Source organism: Bradyrhizobium sp. 6(2017) (assembly GCF_011058295.2).
In the GTDB taxonomy this organism is placed as follows: Bacteria; Pseudomonadota; Alphaproteobacteria; order Rhizobiales; family Xanthobacteraceae; genus Bradyrhizobium; species Bradyrhizobium septentrionale.
The window spans coordinates 2,588,504-2,605,563 of record NZ_CP049289.2; the positions used below are offsets into that span (position 1 = coordinate 2,588,504).

15 protein-coding genes are annotated in these 17,060 nt (G+C 64.5%); 5 read left to right on the top strand and 10 right to left on the bottom strand.

The window, feature by feature from the left end; genetic code table 11:
* Positions 1-304 precede the first annotated feature (304 nt).
* Genes G6P99_RS12315 through G6P99_RS12350 form a run of 8 tightly spaced genes read right to left on the bottom strand, consistent with a single transcriptional unit; the run spans position 305 to position 9,060 of the window.
* Entirely contained in the window at positions 305-1,048 is a 744-nt protein-coding gene (locus G6P99_RS12315) for an NAD(P)H-dependent oxidoreductase (RefSeq protein WP_029081474.1), read from the bottom strand.
* Between the two features lie 6 nt (positions 1,049-1,054).
* Positions 1,055-2,215 (bottom strand): ABC transporter substrate-binding protein, encoded by a 1,161-nt coding sequence (locus G6P99_RS12320; RefSeq protein ID WP_029081473.1) that lies wholly within the window; start codon positions 2,213-2,215, stop codon positions 1,055-1,057.
* Positions 2,216-2,248: 33 nt separating this feature from the next.
* A complete protein-coding gene (locus G6P99_RS12325) occupies positions 2,249-3,295 on the bottom strand; it encodes a branched-chain amino acid ABC transporter permease (RefSeq protein WP_029081472.1) in 1,047 nt (348 codons plus the stop codon).
* Positions 3,295-4,167 (bottom strand): branched-chain amino acid ABC transporter permease, encoded by an 873-nt coding sequence (locus G6P99_RS12330; protein ID WP_029081471.1) that lies wholly within the window; start codon positions 4,165-4,167, stop codon positions 3,295-3,297. Before G6P99_RS12330 ends, G6P99_RS12325 begins: the two co-directional genes overlap by 1 nt.
* Complete coding sequence (locus tag G6P99_RS12335; RefSeq protein WP_165128283.1) at positions 4,168-6,102, bottom strand: AMP-dependent synthetase/ligase; 1,935 nt, start codon at positions 6,100-6,102, stop codon at positions 4,168-4,170.
* The gene (locus tag G6P99_RS12340; RefSeq protein WP_029081469.1) at positions 6,102-6,893 is read right to left on the bottom strand and encodes an ABC transporter ATP-binding protein; all 792 of its coding nucleotides are present in this window, start codon (positions 6,891-6,893) and stop codon (positions 6,102-6,104) included. Before G6P99_RS12340 ends, G6P99_RS12335 begins: the two co-directional genes overlap by 1 nt.
* Complete coding sequence (locus G6P99_RS12345) at positions 6,890-7,744, bottom strand: ABC transporter ATP-binding protein (RefSeq protein ID WP_029081468.1); 855 nt, start codon at positions 7,742-7,744, stop codon at positions 6,890-6,892. Before G6P99_RS12345 ends, G6P99_RS12340 begins: the two co-directional genes overlap by 4 nt.
* A gap of 5 nt (positions 7,745-7,749) precedes the next feature.
* Entirely contained in the window at positions 7,750-9,060 is a 1,311-nt protein-coding gene (locus tag G6P99_RS12350; protein WP_245284698.1) for a phytoene desaturase family protein, read from the bottom strand.
* A 250-nt stretch (positions 9,061-9,310) separates the two neighbouring features.
* On the opposite strand from G6P99_RS12350, the gene G6P99_RS12355 reads away from it, so the two are divergent.
* The 4 genes from G6P99_RS12355 (at position 9,311) to G6P99_RS12370 (ending at position 12,710) form a co-directional block, all read left to right on the top strand.
* A complete protein-coding gene (locus tag G6P99_RS12355) occupies positions 9,311-9,943 on the top strand; it encodes a TetR/AcrR family transcriptional regulator (protein WP_029081466.1) in 633 nt (210 codons plus the stop codon).
* A gap of 162 nt (positions 9,944-10,105) precedes the next feature.
* On the top strand, positions 10,106-10,594 hold the full coding sequence (locus G6P99_RS12360) for a DUF417 family protein (RefSeq protein ID WP_029081465.1): 489 nt from the start codon (positions 10,106-10,108) through the stop codon (positions 10,592-10,594).
* 626 nt (positions 10,595-11,220) lie between these two features.
* Positions 11,221-12,264, top strand: coding sequence for a serine hydrolase (locus G6P99_RS12365; RefSeq protein WP_246709523.1), 1,044 nt, complete (start codon positions 11,221-11,223; stop codon positions 12,262-12,264).
* A gap of 131 nt (positions 12,265-12,395) precedes the next feature.
* Positions 12,396-12,710: a hypothetical protein gene (locus G6P99_RS12370; RefSeq protein ID WP_029081464.1), complete on the top strand. Its 315-nt coding sequence runs from the start codon at positions 12,396-12,398 to the stop codon at positions 12,708-12,710.
* 80 nt (positions 12,711-12,790) lie between these two features.
* Here the strand turns inward: G6P99_RS12370 and glgA are convergent, their stop codons facing one another.
* Together glgA and glgC are read right to left on the bottom strand one after the other, a co-directional pair.
* Entirely contained in the window at positions 12,791-14,257 is a 1,467-nt protein-coding gene (gene glgA / locus G6P99_RS12375) for a glycogen synthase GlgA (protein ID WP_165128287.1), read from the bottom strand.
* A complete protein-coding gene (gene glgC, locus G6P99_RS12380; RefSeq protein ID WP_029081462.1) occupies positions 14,254-15,516 on the bottom strand; it encodes a glucose-1-phosphate adenylyltransferase in 1,263 nt (420 codons plus the stop codon). Before glgC ends, glgA begins: the two co-directional genes overlap by 4 nt.
* Before the next feature lie 271 nt (positions 15,517-15,787).
* Between glgC and G6P99_RS12385 the strand changes: the two genes are divergently transcribed.
* A complete protein-coding gene (locus G6P99_RS12385) occupies positions 15,788-17,020 on the top strand; it encodes a rhodanese-like domain-containing protein (RefSeq protein WP_029081461.1) in 1,233 nt (410 codons plus the stop codon).
* Positions 17,021-17,060 lie beyond the last annotated feature (40 nt).

A 17,060-nucleotide genomic window follows, 5' to 3' on the forward strand; every position in this document is an offset into this window, starting at 1 on the left:
CTGACCGATTTGCAATGCAAAATCAAAATCGCGGGCATTGAGGGCGTTCGTTGGTCCGTCTGGGTGTGCGGGTTATCCAAGCGGACGTCAAGCACCTCGCGTCGACTTGCTTCCTGCCTGAGCTCAGGTCAACGCTCCCGACGCCTAATACTTTCCTATAATATTCCCGTAACACCCGTCTCGAAAGCACATATGTGACGCACCGTCAGCCAGCGGGCCCTCTCTTGATGGCTGCAATATGCTGCTGTTGGGTGGAAAGAGGAGGTCGCAGCGCTTTTGCGCGTCGCAGAATCGGGATACGCGCTTAGCTGGCAGGCTTGCCCTGACCGACCGCCTTCGCCATCACGCCCGGCTTGAGGCGCCAATTCGGGCCAAAGTCCTGCAGCGGATGGAAGAACAGCGGCTCGGTGGCCTCGAGCTGCCGCAGCCGCGCGGCGTAGTCATCGAGATAGCGGTGCCGCGTCGCCTCGTCGACGAAGTTCACCGAATACGACACAAAGGGCGGCAGCACCTTGCAGCCGGCATAGGCCAGGGTGCCGTTCTGGATCGGCCATAGCACCACATCGAGTGCGCCGACCAGTCCGTCGGGCGCGCACATGCCGGGATAGGCGGCGGTCGAGGTCACGACCATGGCGCGGCGGCCGGCCAGGCCGCCGGTGTCGTAGCGGCGGCCCGCGCCATAGATCGCGCCGTTGACGAACACGCGGTCGATCCAGCCCTTCATGATGGCGGGGACGGAGAACCACCAGAGCGGAAACTGCAGGATCAGGAGGTCGCACCACAGCAGCTTCTCGATCTCGGCCGTGATGTCGCCGCTGAGTGACTCCTGTTGCAGGTTGTATTTCTGCTCGCGGTCATATTGCAGCCGGTCGGGAAACCGCCGTTCACCAAAATCGTCGGCGGTTGCCACCGGGTTGAACCGCATGGCGTAAAGATCGGAGATCCTGACCGTGTGCCCGAGCGCGGTCAGTTCGGAGACTGACCGCGCCAGCAGCGCGGCGTTGAAGGACTGCGCTTCCTGATGGGCAAAGACGATCAGGACCTTCATCGCGGCCTAGTCCACCGGCTTGAAGCTGAGCGTCGCCGCGTCGGCCTGCATGATCTGCAGCTTCTGGTTGGAGAAGCGGATGCCGGGGCCAAAGCTGATCGGCGCCATCACGCCGGTCTCGACATTCTTGGTCTTCTCCAGCTCGGAGATGGTGCAGGCCCAGGTCAGCTGCTTGCCGCAGCGCTCGATCGCGGCGATCAGGACTTTCGCGGCGGCATAGCCGGTCATGGTGTAACGGTTGATGCCCTTGAACTCGGCTTCCGACACCAGCGGCTTGGCCTTCTCCAGGAACGCCTTGCCGGCGGTGCCCGCGAACGGCTCGACATAGTCGACCGCGTAGATGCCGTCGCCCGCCGGGCCCATCAGCTTCAGCACCGGTTCGATGCGGCCGGGCCAGAAGATGCCGGTCACCGGCTTGATGCTGAGCTTCTCCAGCTCCTTCATCATCGCGATGTTCTCGGCGATGATGCCGCCGGCCAGAAACACCTCGGCACCGGAATCCTTCAGCTGCAGCATGTCGGACGAGAAGTCCTGCTGACCCTTCTTGTAATTGCCGCTGTAGACTACGTTCAGCTTCTTGGCCTTGACCACGGAATCGAAGCCGTCGCGCACGGTGATGCCGTAATCGTCGTCCTGGGTGATCAGGCCCCATTTCTTGCCGGCATTCTTGTCGGCGAGGAAGTTGACGAGGTGGACGATGCCTTCCTCGTAGGACTGGCCGACCACGAACACGTTCTTGCGCGGCGGCTCCCATAAGAATTTCACCGGCGCGACGTCGATCACGGTCGGGATGCCGGATTTCTCCAGCACCGGCATCACCGCGATCGACTGGCCCGAGCCTGAGATGCCGATCATCGCGAACACCTTGTCGACATCGATCACCTTCTTGACGCCCTGGATGGTGCGCGCGGTGACGTAGCCGTCGTCCTCCAGCACATATTTGATCTTGCGGCCGTTGATGCCGCCGGCGGCGTTGGCCTCGGCGATCGCGATCTTGTGGCCGATCGAGGCGGCGACACCGAGCAGCGCCGGCGGGCCGGTCAAGGGCTCGACGTCGCCGATCAGGATCTCGGTGTCGGTGATGCCGGGGTCCGCGGCGCGGGCCGGGCCGATGGCAAGACACGCCGTGGAAAGCAGCAGCGCAGCCGCCGCCAGATGTTTGATCATTGTCTCCTCCTCAGGTGTTGCGTCTTTTTTTGATTAGTAGCGCAGCGGCCAGTGCACCCAGGTCCGCCTGATGTCGTGCCAGGCGCCGACCAGCCCGCGGGGCTGGAAGCGCAGGAACAGGATGATGACGAGGCCGTAGAGCATGCTCTTCAGCTCCTGCGCGCCGGTCGTGAAGCTCGCGTCCAACTGTGCGCTGAACAGGCTAAAGACGAGCCTTGTCGCCTCCGGCAGCAGCACGATCAGGATGGTGCCGAGCACCGCGCCGAGCGCGGAGCCGAGCCCGCCGACGATCAGGATCGCCAGCGCCTCGATCGAGAGCAGGAACGGAAAGCCCTCGACGCTGACGAAGGAGAGATAAATGCCGTAGAGCGCGCCGGCGATGCCGGTGATGAAGGCCGAGGTGACGAAGGCGAACAGCTTGTAGGCATGCAGATTGATGCCCATGACGCGGGCCGCGGTGTCGTTGTCGCGGATCGCGACGAAGGCGCGGCCGACCCGGCTGCGGCGGATGTTGAGGGTCGCGAGCAGAGTCAGAACGGCGATGCCGAGGCAGAGATAGGTAAAGGCCGCATCGCTGTCGAAGCTGATGCCGAAGATTTCCGGCCGCTGCACCTGGATGCCGCGGGCGCCGTTGGTGAGCCAGCGCATCTCCAGGATCACGGTGTTGATGATGAAGGAGAAGGCGAGCGTGGTGATCGCGAGATAGAGCCCCTTGAGCCGCAGCGACGGCGCGCCGACGATCAGGCTGGCCAGCGCCGGCACCACGCCAGCCCCGAGGAAGCCGACCAGCGGCGGCATGTGGTACCTCGAGACCAGCACCGCATAGGCATAGGCGCCGGTGACCAGGAACCCGACATGGCCGAGCGAGATCAGGCCGGTATAGCCGGTCAGGATGTTGAGGCCGAGCGCGCCGGTCACTGTGATCAGGATGATCATCAGGAACGACAGCGCGTAGGAGTTCAGCAGATGAGGGGCCGCGATCAACGCTAGCAGCAGCACCGCCGACCACAGCCAGACCGGCGGGGAATCGATCAGCGCGACCAGTTCGCCATAGCTCTGCTTGTAGTCGCCGGTGCGCATCACACCCTCTCGATGTCCCGTTCGCCGAAGATGCCGAACGGGCGGACCATCAGTACAACGATGATCATGGCAAAGCCCGCGACCTCCTTCATGCCGGAGCCGACATAACCGCCGGCGAGGTTTTCGGTGATCCCGATCAGCAGGCCGCCGAGGCCGGAGCCGAGCACGGCGTCGAGGCCGCCGAGGATGGTGGCCGGAAACGCCTTCAGCCCGAGCTGGAACATCGCCGGCGAGAGGTCATAGGACAGCGCGAAGAACACGCCGCCGATCCCGGCGATCACTGAGGACGCGGCCCAGGCCAGCGCATGCACGCGGGTCGCGCTGATGCCCATCAACAGCGCGGTGCGGTCGTCGGCCGCGACCGCACGCATCGCGACGCCGACCTTGCTGTAGCGGAAGAACGCCCAGATCGCGGCCAGCAGCAAAAGTAGCGTCGCGATGACGGCAAGCTGGCCGGTGCGCACGCCGATGCCGCCGAGATGCACGATGCCGCGGCCCATGCCGATATCGAGCCCGTGCGGATAGGCGTCCCAGATGAAGTTGATTGCCGAGCGCAGGATCACCGCGAGCCCGATCGTCACCATCACGGTCGCGAATACCGGCTCGCCCAGCATCGGCCGCATCACGAAGCGCTCGATGATGAGGCCGAGCAGGATCGCGGCGAAGATTGCTCCCAATGCGACGACGAACACATTGCCGCTGACCGTGGTCGAGATGGTCCAGGCGATATAGGCTGTGATCATGGTCATCTCGCCCTGCGCGAAATTGACCAGCCCGGTCGACTTGTAGATCACCGCAAAGCCCATCGCGATCAGGCCGTAGATCGCACCGATCGCGAGCCCCGAGATCAGGAGCTGGATGAGATACTGCATTCAGCCCTCCGCCCGGTAGATGATGGCGAGCTCCCGCGCGAACTTCTTTTCGATCATGGCGCGGCGCACCTTCTGCGTGGCGGTCAATTCGCCGTCGTCGTGGTCGAGTTCTTTCTCGAGGATGGCGAAGCGCCTGATGTTCTCGACCCGGGCGAAGCGCTTGTTGGTCTCGCCAACGATACGCTCGACCAGTTCGTTGACCTCCGGAAGCTGCGACAGCGACTTGTAGTTGGTGTAGGCCAGCGCCCGGTCGCGGGCCCAGCGGCCGACATTGTCGTAGTCGACCTGGACGATGGCGCCGAGATACTTCTTGGCTTCGCCGACCACGATCGCTTCCTTGATGAATTCGGAATCCTTCAGCGCGTTCTCGATCTCGGACGGCGTGATGTTCTTGCCGCCGGCGGTGATGATGATCGCCTTCTTGCGGTCGACCACGGCGATCTCGCCATTGTCGAGGACGTCAATGATGTCACCGGTGCGTAGCCAGCCGCCCGTCTCCAGCGAAGCCGTCGAGGCCTTCTCGTCGAGGAAGTAGCCCTTGAAGACGCCGGGGTTGCGCAACAGGATCTCGCCGTCGCTGTCGAGTTTCCATTCGGTCTGCGGCAGCGGCACGCCGCAGCCGCCGATCCGGTGATGGCTTGCGGTCTGGATGAAGGCGACGCCGCCGCTTTCGGTCAGGCCATAGCCCTGTGACACCGGCCGGCCGATGATGTCGAAGAAGCGCAGCGTCTCCGGCGAGATCGAGGCGCCGGCGCAGAGCCGATGACGACTGGTCGCGAAGCCGAGATGGCGCTGTAGATTGCGGAACATCAGGAGATAGAGCAGGCCGTAGGCGGCGCGATCGAGCCAGTTGTCCTTCCCGGCCTGCCGGCGATCCGACAGCGTGCGACCCCAGGCGAGGCAGGCCTTGGTAAAGCCCTGCCGCAGCCGGCCGCTCTCGCCGAGCCGGAACAGGAAGCCCTGCTGCAGTTTCTCGTAGATGCGGGGCACGCCGACGAAGAAGGTCGGCGCGATTTCGCGGATGTTGATCGCGACCGTGTCGATCGATTCGGCGAACGAGACGGTGCCGCCGAGCACCAGATGCGTCACCGTGCCGTAGCAGCGCTCGGCGACGTGGCACAGCGGCAGGTAGCTCACCGCCTCGAACGGCTTGTCGGCGATGCCGACGGCTTTGGCATAGGCATAGGCGGCGTAGACCAGATTGCGGTGGGTCAGCATCGCGCCCTTGGGCGGGCCGGTCGTGCCCGAGGTGTAGACGAGGATGCAGACATCGTCGGGCGCGCTTTGGCTGATCAAACGATCGAGCGTGGCGTCTGCCTCCGGGTTTACCTCGGCGTAGGCTTTGCCGCGCTCGCAGAGTGCAGCGAACGACATCAGTTCCGATTGCCGGTAATGCCGCAGGCCCTTCATGTCGATGCAGACAATGGCCTCGAGATCCGGCAGGCCGCCATTGTTGGCCATCGCGCCGAGCACCTTGTCGGTCTGTTCCTGATCGCCGGTGACGACGATCCGGGCGCCCGAATGCTTGACGATGTATTGCAGTTCGACCCAGGGATTGGTCGGATAGATGCCGACCGCGACGGCGCCGATCATCTGGATGCCGAGATCGGCGTAAAACCATTCCGGTGTGTTTTCTCCGGCGATGGCAACGCGGTCGCCGGGCTTGATGCCGAGCGAGAGCAGGCCGAGTGCGACCGCGCGCGCGGTCTCGTAATAGTGCCGCCAGGAATAGGGATTCCAGATGCCGTAGTCCTTCTCGCGCAGCGCCAGCGCCTCGCCATGCATGGCGGCGCGCTGCCGCAGCAATTGCGGGATGGTGATGGAAGCATTCTCAAGCACGGCCTGGAACGTATCGGCGTTCGTTGCCGGCGGGTTGCGCGGCGTGCTCGCCTGCAGCGGCGGGTGAGCGGTGCGGAGGCTGTCCATCGTCGACATCACGCGCCCACCTTCATCGCCTCAGTACGCTGGCCGCCAAGATAGGCCTCCGCGACGGCGGGATCGCGCCTGACCTCGTCGGGCGTGCCTTCGGCGATCTTGCGGCCGAAATTCAGCACATGGACACGGTCGGAGATGTCCATCACGATGCGCATCTCATGCTCGATCATCACGACGGTGATGCCGAGCTCGTCGCGGATGTCGAGCACGAAGCGCGCGATGTCCTCGGTCTCCTCCTGGTTCATGCCGGAGACCATCTCGTCGAGCAGCAGCAGTTTCGGCTCGCAGGCGAGCGCGCGGGCAAGCTCGACGCGCTTCTGCTGGCCGTAGGACAGCGTGCCGACCACCGCGTCCCTGATATGCTCGATCTCGAGGAATTCGATGATGTGCTCGACCCGCTGCCGCGCCGCGATCTCCTCCTTGCGGGTGCGGCCGAAGAACACCACGGCATCGAGCACGGTCGAGCGCAGATGGGTGTGGCGGCCGGTCAGGATGTTCTCGACCACAGTGCCGTGCTTGAACAGCGCCAGATTCTGGAAGGTGCGGCCGATGCCGACGGCCGCGAATTTCCAGGGAGAAATGGTCGCAAGGTCAATGCCGTCGAAGGTGATACGGCCGTCGCTCGGCCGCAGCACGCCCGAGATCATGTTGAACAGCGTGGTCTTGCCGGCGCCGTTCGGGCCGATCACGCTGCAAATCTCGCCCGAGCTGACTTGAAGGCTGACATCGGTGACCGCCTGCAGGCCACCGAAGCGTTTTGACAGGTTCTCGATCGCAAGCAGCACGGTCACGACAGCCACCGCTTGCGGCGCTTGTAGTGCTTGACGTCGCGCAGGCTCTTGCGGCCGGCGGAGGAGACGCCGAGGTAGAACTCCTGGACGTCCTCGTTGGCGCTGAGCTTTTTTGCCGTACCGTCGAGCACGACGCGGCCGGTCTCCAGGATGTAGCCGTAGTCGGCAATATCGAGCGCCCGCTGCGCGTTCTGCTCGACCAGCAACACCGTCATCTTCAGCTCGTCGCGCAGCCGAACGATCACCTCATAGATGCGGTCGATGATCAAGGGCGCGAGGCCGAGCGACGGCTCGTCGAGCGCCAGCAGCACGGGATCGGTCATCAAGGCGCGGCCGATTGCGAGCATCTGCTGCTCGCCGCCGGACATGTAGCCCGCGATCTGGTCGCGCCGCTCATGCAGCCGCGGGAACAGCGCAAACACCTTGTCGCGCCGCTCGCGTGCCTCGGCGCCGGTCCTGGTATAGCCGCCCATCTGCAGGTTCTCGTCGATGGTCAGCGCCGCGAACACGCGGCGGCCCTCCGGCACCTGCACGATGCCGCGGCGGACCAGCTCGTCCGGCGCAAGATGATGCACCTCGTCGCCCCGGAAGCGGATGCTGCCGTTCTCGATCACGCCTTCCTCGGTGTAGAGGATGCCGGACATCGCCTTCAGCAGCGTCGACTTGCCGGCGCCGTTGGAGCCGAGCAGGGCGACGATGTTGCCCTCGGGCACCGCGATCGAGACGTCGCGGATCGCCTCGATCGCGTTGTCGTAGACGATGCGGATGTTGCGGAATTCGAGCAGGCCGTCCCGCGCCGGCGCAGTGAGCGGCGCTGCTTGCGGCGTCGGATGCGGGATGGTCGTCGGCATCTTGCTCAGACCCGGGCGGCCGCGAGATGCGGCCGTGCGGCGAGGATCGCATCGGTGACGATCTTGGCGGTCTCGGCGCAAGCCTGGGTGCCGCCATTGCCATATTGCTTCACCGCGTCGCCGACGCACCACAGGCCTTCGATGCCGGTCTCGCGCGGCAGGTCGTAACCGGCGCAGCTGCGTTGCGCCGGCCAGTCGTCGCGCATCACGCGGATCGACAGGATTTTCGCCTGGTCGAAATTCGCGAACTGCTCGCGAAGATCCTCGAGCGCCAGCGCGACCTCGGCATCGGAATCGAAATCGCCGAGCGCCGGCACCGGCACGGCATAGGCGACATAGAGGTGCCAGCCGGGTGGCGCCAGTTCCGGACAGGTCGCGGAAAGGTTCGCCATGTTGCAGAGCCGGCGCGTCTTGCCGAAGGTGACGATGCCGGGATGGTTGATCAGCGGCTCGCGGCTCGCGACATTGATGACGATGTTGGCAGCCGGGCGAAGGTCGTTCTTCACCTTGGCGATATAATCCGCTGGGAACGCCTCCTTGCCGGCCAGTGAGACGGTGGCCTTCGGGCCGGCGTTGCTGATGACGAGATCGGTGTCGATCCGTACCTTCTCGCCGTTCCTGAGCACAGTGACGCCATCGACCTTGCCATTGGATGTGTGGATCGACGTCGCGGGCGTGCCGAGCCAGATGTCGCCATTGCGCCTGATGGCGGTGCCGAGGCTGTTCCAGACGCCGATCGTGCCTTGCGGGCAGAAGCCGAACTTCTTGAAGGCGCCCTTGCTGGTGAAATAGGTCAGGAAGGCGCGGGCCGGCAGCTCGGCCGCGTTGCAGGCGAAGATCGCCGCGCAGAGGTTGCGGAACAGCGCGTGCACCGTGGCGTTGCTGGTGTAGCCCTTCAGCCAGTCCTCGGTCGATTGCCGTCCGTCGGGCAGATTGCCGGAGCGGGCATCGGCGAATTTCTCCAGGATGCGCGAAGCCTGTTTGGTCAGTTGACCGAGCAGTAGCGACCAGCCGCCGCGGCCGACGTCGATCACCTTGCCGTCGATGAAGAACGAACTCGCGGGCTCCGGCGCGCGGATGTCGAGCGGCGCGCCGACGGTGTGGAAGGTTTCCTCGAACACGCCGCCGAACTCGATCGCGATCGCGCCGATATTGACCTTGAAGCCGTCGATCTCCTCGGTCGAGGCCCGTCCGCCGAGCCGGTCTTTGTCGTCGACGACGAGCGTATGCAGCCCGCCATGGGCGAGCCGCGCCGCGGCGCACAGCCCGCCGGCACCGGCACCGATCACGACAGCATCGACCTTCTGAGAATCCACGCGCAACCTCCCTCGATGCCGCCGGGTTGGTCCCGGCGTGCGCAATCTGCTTGCTTGATGACGGGCACGATAATATAATCCGACCGGTCGTTCAAATTATTTTTTGACGCAGGTCGCCGATGCCGCGAGCGATGGAAGAGTTCTGGTGGATGGCGCCCGCAAGGGGGAGGAGCGCGCGGGGCGGCGGTAGTATAGAGAGACGGCGGCCGCCCGATTCCGGCGGTGCCGATGGTGCACGAGAGAGACTGTAATGGCGCGGACGCGCTCGGAAAATTACGACGAGATCCAGCAGCGCATCCTCACCACCGCCTGCGGCCTGTTCGCGCGGCAGGGCTATATGCGTGCCTCGATCGCGGACCTTGCCGATGCCTGCAAGCTGTCGCGCGGCGCGCTGTACCATTATTTCGACTCGAAGGAAGCGATCCTGTTCGCGATCCTCGATGCGCATATCCGCGAGATGATCGCCGATGTCGAGGCCGCGATGGCCGACAAGACCGCGACGCTGGAGCAGTTCCGCGCCGCGATCCAGGCCATCGTGGCGCTCAACGCGCGCTCGAGCGACGAGCAGCGCGTGATCCTCAACGACCTCTCGTTCCTCGGCGAGACCGAGCAAGATGCGATCAAGGCGCTGGAGCGCCAGCTGGTCGATACGGTCTCGGATCTTCTGGTCAAGCTCGACAAGGAAGGCAAGATCGTCAAGCGGACCAAGAAGATCTACAGCATGATGCTGTTCGGCATCCTGAACTTCAGCCACACCTGGTACGACCCGAAGGGCGGGATCGATCCTGGGGAATTCGCCGACATGGTGGTGGATCTGTTCCTGTACGGTTTCACCATGCCGGTGCCGGCGAAAGACGCGCGGCCGCTGCGGCAGCGCGCCTGAGTTTGTCGCGGCTGGCGACGATCTTCATCACCTCATCTGCACATCATTGTGAAGGCGCGACCCTATCCCAAGCGTAACGCGCGCACGCCGCGCTGCGTAGTCAGCCACGAACGCCGCAACAGCGGCCGATGATGGCATCGCACCGAGGGAAGAAACATCCGCATGAATTTGTCGTTCAACATCGCCGAGCAAGGCGAGGGGTCTTATCGTCCGCTCGCGATCCTGCGCTGGGTCATGGTTGTGATCTTCGTGTCGTTCGGCATGCAGAAGTTCACGCTGCAATCCGCCCAGGGCATCGTGCAGTTCATCAGCAACAGCCCGTTCATTTCGTGGCTATCGGTGTTTGGCCTCCGGGGCGAGGCCTATGTGCTTGGCGTGGCCGAATTCGGCATCGCCGTGCTGCTTGCCGCCGGTGCGTTCAACCCGCTCCTGTCCGCGATCGGTTCGCTGATGGGCGTCATCACCTTCGCCATCACGTGGTCGTTCTTCTTCACGACGCCCGGGGTGGTCAAATGGAGCCTGTCGACCGACCCGATGGCCTGGAACCTGGCCGGCGAGTTCCTGTTCAAGGACATTGTGCTGCTCTGCGTCTGCCTCGTGCTGCTGTTGGCGTCGTTGCCGCGGTCGATCGTCCGATCGCGCGCCGCATAGTCTCGCACCGCGCGATCAATGGTTAAGCCATGCTTAATCAGGCAGCGCGCGCATCCGGCATCTGGAACCGGACAATTCGCCGCAGGCCGCCATGTCTTGTCACTCGAATCCAATAGGCCTATGCAACCGTTGATTGACGAACTTAAGAAACGGTTCCCGGTTGGGAGCGGAATGTGACGAAGTCAGACATATCGACGGTCGGCCCGGCACGTGCTGGTTCCATCTTCCTGTCCAAGCACGCTCCCGACATTTTCAAACGTCCCTCGTTTTTTTTCGATTGCAGTTCCCGCACCGTGGCTGGAGTGGGAGGGCGGTCGCGAGCGCGGTTCCCGGCACTGATCGCCGGGACTGCAATCGGGCCGCCCCTTCCCCGCCCGCGACGGGGCAGGGCACAACACGCGCAATCGTGAATTCGGACGCACAGGTTCCATCGCTTAAGATCGCGATGTCGCCATCTCTCGATGGCTGAACAGGTCCGCCCGCGGGTCGAACCGCAACATCGTCCCGATTTTGTTCTTCATGAGACGTCTTCGTTCCTTATGAGACCATCGCTCTCCGTCCGGATCGCGGCCGTCCTGTTTGCCGTCGCTGCTGGCTTGCTTGCGGTGGCACGCGCGGATTCGGACATGGATGCGCAGATCAGGGATATCGTCACGACCGAGCTTGCGCCGACCGCGACCGCGACCGATCCGGGCGGCCTCGCCGCGGCGGTCTATGCCGGCGGCCAGATCACCTTCTTCAACTACGGTTTCGCTGACGCGGCGGCGAGGCGGCCGGTCACCCCCGACACGCTGTTCAACCTCGCCTCGCTGCGCAAGCTGTTCGAGGCGACGCTGGTCGCGCTCGGCACCAAGCGCGGCGAATTGCGGCTGGACGATCCGGTTGCGAAGTATCTGCCCGAGCTCAACGGCGACTACATCAGCCGCGTCACGATCGGCGAACTCGTCGCTCACACGTCTGGCCTGCTGCTGCCGACCGACCACCCGCCATGGCCGAATGAAACCTTCAGCCGCGATCAGTTCATCGCGATGCTCAATGCATGGACGCCACCGGCAGGGGAGCAGCCCGGCGAGCAGCGGATCTACAGCCATGCCGGCTATGTGCTGCTGCAGCTGGTTCTGGAGCAGCGCTATCGCATGCCGATCGCGACGTTGATCGAGAGCCGCATCCTCAAGCCGCTCGGCATGACATCGACCTTCGTTCCGGATCGCAGCCAAGACAGCCGCGCGTCGATGGCGCTCGCGATCATGCAGCGCATGGTGCAGGGTTACGCCCATAACGGCACGCCGATCGGTCCGCCGGGCAACCAGCAGAGCTATTACGACTTTCCGGGCACCGGCCAGATGTTCTCCTCCGCGCGCGATCTCGGCATCCTGCTGCGCGCCTGTCTCGACAACGCGGTGATCGATCCCGAACTGCGCGCGGCATTGCAGATGACCGAGCGCGAGAGCTTTCGCGTCGATGCGAAGTTCGGGCAGGCGATGGCGTGGGAGCATGTGCGGCTCGATGACGTCACCGTCATCGACAAGCCGGGCGGGCTCAACAATGCCTCGGCCTATGTCGGCCTGGTGCCCGCGCGCCGGCTCGGCATCTTGCTGCTCGCCAATCGCGGCGACTATCCGCACGAGATCGCGCGCTACAAAATCCTTCCGGCACTCGCGCGATTGTAATCGCGTTGCGTAGCAATCCGGTGACACGGCTCGCGCAGCCGCGGCAGAGGATGCATGCGAAATTGTGATGGCGCGGCATCCTGATCGGCTGTATAAGCCAGTAGCTTCTTCTCCATTTTGAAGAGGCTGATATGACCGAACTGCATCCTGATCTGCACAATTGGCTTTCGCAGCAGCCGCACGGCCTGCGAACCTTCAGGACCTTCCAGCAAAAACTTGAAACCTTGAGCAAGGACGACCCGGAGCAACGCGGCGTTTGCCGGCTGCTGAGCGGTCTCGTCGGCAATTACGTCGAAACCTTCGACGAGGAACCGCTGCCGGTGGCGGTCGCCGACCGCGCCTATGGCCGGCTGCTCGACCTCGTCGCAAGCCTTGATCTCAAGGGAAATTCCGACCGGCGGCTGGCCGACATCAACCGCATCGCGGCGTGCGATCTGCTGAACTGATCGGGCCTTGTCTTGAGCATGATCTCCGCGCAAACGCTCCGCGTTTGTCGCGAGGGAAAACCGCTTCACACTTTTCCGGATCATGTTCTAGCGCCGCGCCGCGCCGCGGCGAGCTCGCGATAGAGCGCAGCATAGCGGCCAGCACGATTGTGCCAGGAGACGTCGGTGGCCATGCCGGCCTGCTGCAGCCGGCGCCAGGTCACCTTGTCGTTGAACAAGAGGTTTGCCTTGCGCAAGCCGCGCGCGAGCGCGTCCGAGGTGACGGGCGCGAACTTGACGCCGGTCGCCGCTTCGCCGGTGACCGTGGCTTCGTCGAAGTCGAGCACTGTGTCGGCGAGGCCGCCGACATTGGCGACAACAGGCACGGCGCCGTAGCGCAGCGCGCACAGCTGGGTAAGGCCGCATGGCTCGAAGCGCGACGGCACCGCGAGCGCATCGGCGCCGGCCTGGATCAGATGCGCCAGCGTCTCGTCATAGCCGATCACGACTCCGATCCGCCCGGGATTGTCCTGCGCCAGCGCCGCGTAGCGATCCTGCAGATCGCGATCGCCGCTGCCGAGCAGCGCGAGCTGGATGCCTTCACCGAGCAGTGTCGGGATGTTCTCGAGCAGCAGGTCGAGGCCCTTCTGCCAGGACAACCGGCTGATGACGCCGAGCAGCATCGCATCCGGCGCCGGATCAAGGCCGAACCGCTGCTGCAGCGCCGCCTTGTTGGCCGCGCGCGCTGCCGGCTGCCCGGCGCTGTAACGCGCAACGATGGCCGGATCGGTGGCCGGATTCCACACCGTGATGTCGATGCCGTTGAGGATGCCGCTCAGCACGTCGGCGCGTTCGCGCAACAGGCCGCCGAGCCCCATGCCGCCTTCGTCGCTCTGGATCTCCTGCGCGTAGGTCGGCGACACCGTGGTGATGCGGTCGGCGAATTGCAGGCCAGCCTTCAGCAGGCTGATGGTGCCGTAATATTCGACGCCGTGCAGCGCATAGGCCTCGCCCGGCAGGCCGAACGTCGTCAGCATGTCCGGCGAGAACTGTCCCTGATAGGCGAGGTTGTGCACGGTCATCACCGTGCCCGGCCGCGGTCGTCCGCCATAGTGCAGATAGGCCGGCGCGAGGCCCGCCTGCCAGTCATGGGCATGCACGATGTCGGGCACGAAGGTCTCGATTGCTCCCTGGCCGATCTCGGCCGCCATGCGCGACAGCGCCGCAAAGCGGATACCGTTGTCGGGCCAGTCGCGTCCGTCGGGACCGACATAGGGATTGCCCGGGCGGGCATAGAGATGCGGCGCGTCGAGCGCGAGGAGATCGAGGCCGTCATGCATACCACCGAGCACGCGGACCGGCCCGCCATAAAATTCCGGCCAGTGCAGCAGCGTCTCTGCCGAGGCCAGCGCTTTCAGCATATCGGGATAGCCAGGCACCAGCGTCCGCGTTGTGACGCCGTGCTCGTTGAGCGCCGCCGGCAGCGCGCCGACCACGTCGGCGAGGCCGCCGGTCTTAACGATCGGGTAGACTTCCGAGGCGACCGCGAGGACGCGGATGGGTGTCATGTCCCGAGCCTGTCGATCATCGACTGGGTGATCAAGGTGACGCCCTGTTCGGTGGTGCGGAAGCGCTTGCCGTCGAACTCGGGATCCTCGCCGACCACGAGCCCCTCCGGAATCCGCACCCCGCGATCGATCACGACGTTCTTCAGCTGTGCGCCACGGCCGACATTCACATAGGGCATGATCACCGCGTTCTCGATATTGGCGTAGGAATTGACGTGGACGCCGGTGAACAGCAGCGAGCGGCGCAGCGCCGCGCCGGAGATGATGCAGGCGCCCGAGACCAGCGAGGTCACTGCCTGGCCGCGCCGTCCGTCCTCGTCATGGACGAATTTCGCTGGCGGCGTGATCTCGGCATAGGTCCAGATCGGCCATGCGCGATCGTAGAGGTCAAGCTCCGGCACCACGTCGGTGAGATCGATGTTGGCGGCCCAATAGGCGTCGACGGTGCCGGCGTCCCGCCAATAGGCGCGAGGATCGTCGCCGGAGCGGACGCAGGAATCGTTGTACTGATGCGCGATCGCGCGGCCGTGTTTCACGATGTAGGGGATGATGTCCTTGCCGAAATCGTGCGACGAGTTCGGGTCGGCGGCATCGCGGCGCAATTCGTCGAACAGGAATTCCGAATTGAACACATAGATGCCCATGCTGGCGAGCGACTTGTCTGGTTTGCCCGGCATCGGCGGCGGATCGGCCGGCTTCTCCAGGAAGGACTGGATCAGGCCGTTCTCGTCGATGTGCATGATACCGAAGCCGCTGGATTCCGCCCGCGGCATTTCCAGGCAGCCGACGGTGACGTCGGCGCCGCTCTCGACATGCTGCTTCAGCATGATCTCATAGTCCATCTTGTAGACGTGGTCGCCGGCCAGCACCAGGATGTACTTGGTGCCGTGCGCCTCGATGATGTCGATGTTCTGATAGACCGCATCCGCTGTGCCGACATACCACATCGTCTCCGAGACGCGCTGGCTTGCGGGCAGGATATCGAAGCTCTCGTTTCGTTCCGGGCGGAAGAAGTTCCAGCCGCCTTGCAGATGCCGGATCAGGCTGTGCGCCTTGTACTGGGTCGCCACCGCGATGCGGCGGATGCCGGAATTCACCGCATTGGAAAGCGCGAAATCGATGATGCGGGACTTGCCGCCGAAATAGACCGCCGGCTTGGCACGGCGGTCAGTGAGCTCCAGCAATCTGCTGCCGCGTCCGCCGGCCAGCACGAAGGCGAGGGCGTGACGCGACAATGGTTCATTTCCGACGGATCTCATGGTCATCCTCCCAGAACTTCAGGCCGCCAAGGCTTCAGACTGTCAAGGCTTCAGGCGCGGCCCCGCTGCCTTCTCTTGTCCGGAAGGCCTGCCAACGGGGCCGATGGGGAACGTAGCAAGGCGCCCCGGTTGAGCAAAGCGGGATGGCCGGTTTTCGTTCCGTGGATTTCAGCTCCCGGGCAGCGGGGTTGCGACTTGGTTAAGCCTATTGACGACGCGTGAATTCGGCCTAGAGCAGGCCTGCCGATTTTCCTGCCCAGGCCAGCATTCCATGACCCTTGCTTCCGTCACGCCCCAGACCATCCGCACAACATTGCTGCTGCGCCAGGAGATCGCGCTGCTCGACGTCAGGCATGAGGCGCAGTTCGCCACCGGCCATCCGCTGTTCGCCGCCAACATGGCGGCCGGCCGGATCGCGCTCGAAGCCGAGCTGCGATTGCCGCGCAAGGATGTGCCGATCATTCTCTACGATGACGGCGAGGGGCTGGTCGCCACCGCGGCCGACCGGTTGCGGGCGCTCGGCTACAGCAACGTCGCTGCGCTCGCGGGTGGCCTCGAGGCCTGGAAGGCGGCCGGCTACGAGATGTTCGAGGACGTCAATTCCTACGCCAAGGCGTTCGGCGAGCTGGTCGAGTCGCGCAGGCATACGCCCTCGCTGAGTGCCGACGAGGTCGCCGCGCTGATATCTGACAAGGCCAACATCGCGATCCTCGACGTCCGCCGCTTCGACGAATATGCCACCATGAACATCCCGGGCTCGGTCAGCGTGCCCGGTGCCGAGCTGGTGCTGCGCGCCGGTGGCGCGGCGCCCGATCCCGACACCACCATCATCGTCAACTGCGCCGGCCGCACCCGCTCGATCATCGGGACGCAGTCGTTGATCAATGCCGGGCTGCCCAACAAGGTGCGGGCGCTGCGCAACGGAACGATCGGCTGGACGCTCTCCAGGTACGATCTCGAGCACGGCGCCGGCACGCGCGGCGATATCGGGCCGTTCGAGGGTGCCGCCGACAACGCGCGTGACGTTGCCTACCGCGCCGGTGTCCGCCACATCGGCATGAGTGAACTTGCCGCGTTGGAGCAGGACGCACAGCGCACGCTTTATCGCTTCGACGTGCGCGACGCCGAGGAATACGCGGCGGGTCACCTGGCCGGCTTCCGCCATTATGCCGGCGGCCAGCTGGTGCAGGAGATCGATATGGCGGCTCCCGTGCGCGGCGCGCGCATCGTGCTGAGCGACGACAGGAGCATCCGCGCAGACATGACGGCGTCTTGGCTCGCGCAGATGGGCTGGGAGGTTTACGCGCACGAAGGCGGCTATGACGGCCCGCTGGAAAAGGGACCGCCGCGCGTCGTGCCAAGGCCCGATCCTGCGCACCGCTACCGTCGTCCCTATGAAGGCACCGACGTCGCGGAGCAGGCGATGCAGGCCTATCTCGATTGGGAATACGGCCTGGTCGAGCAGCTGCGCCGCGACGGCACGCACGGGTTTTATGTGATCTAGCGCATGGTGTGAGAGAGTTTCCGTCATGCCCGGGCTTGGC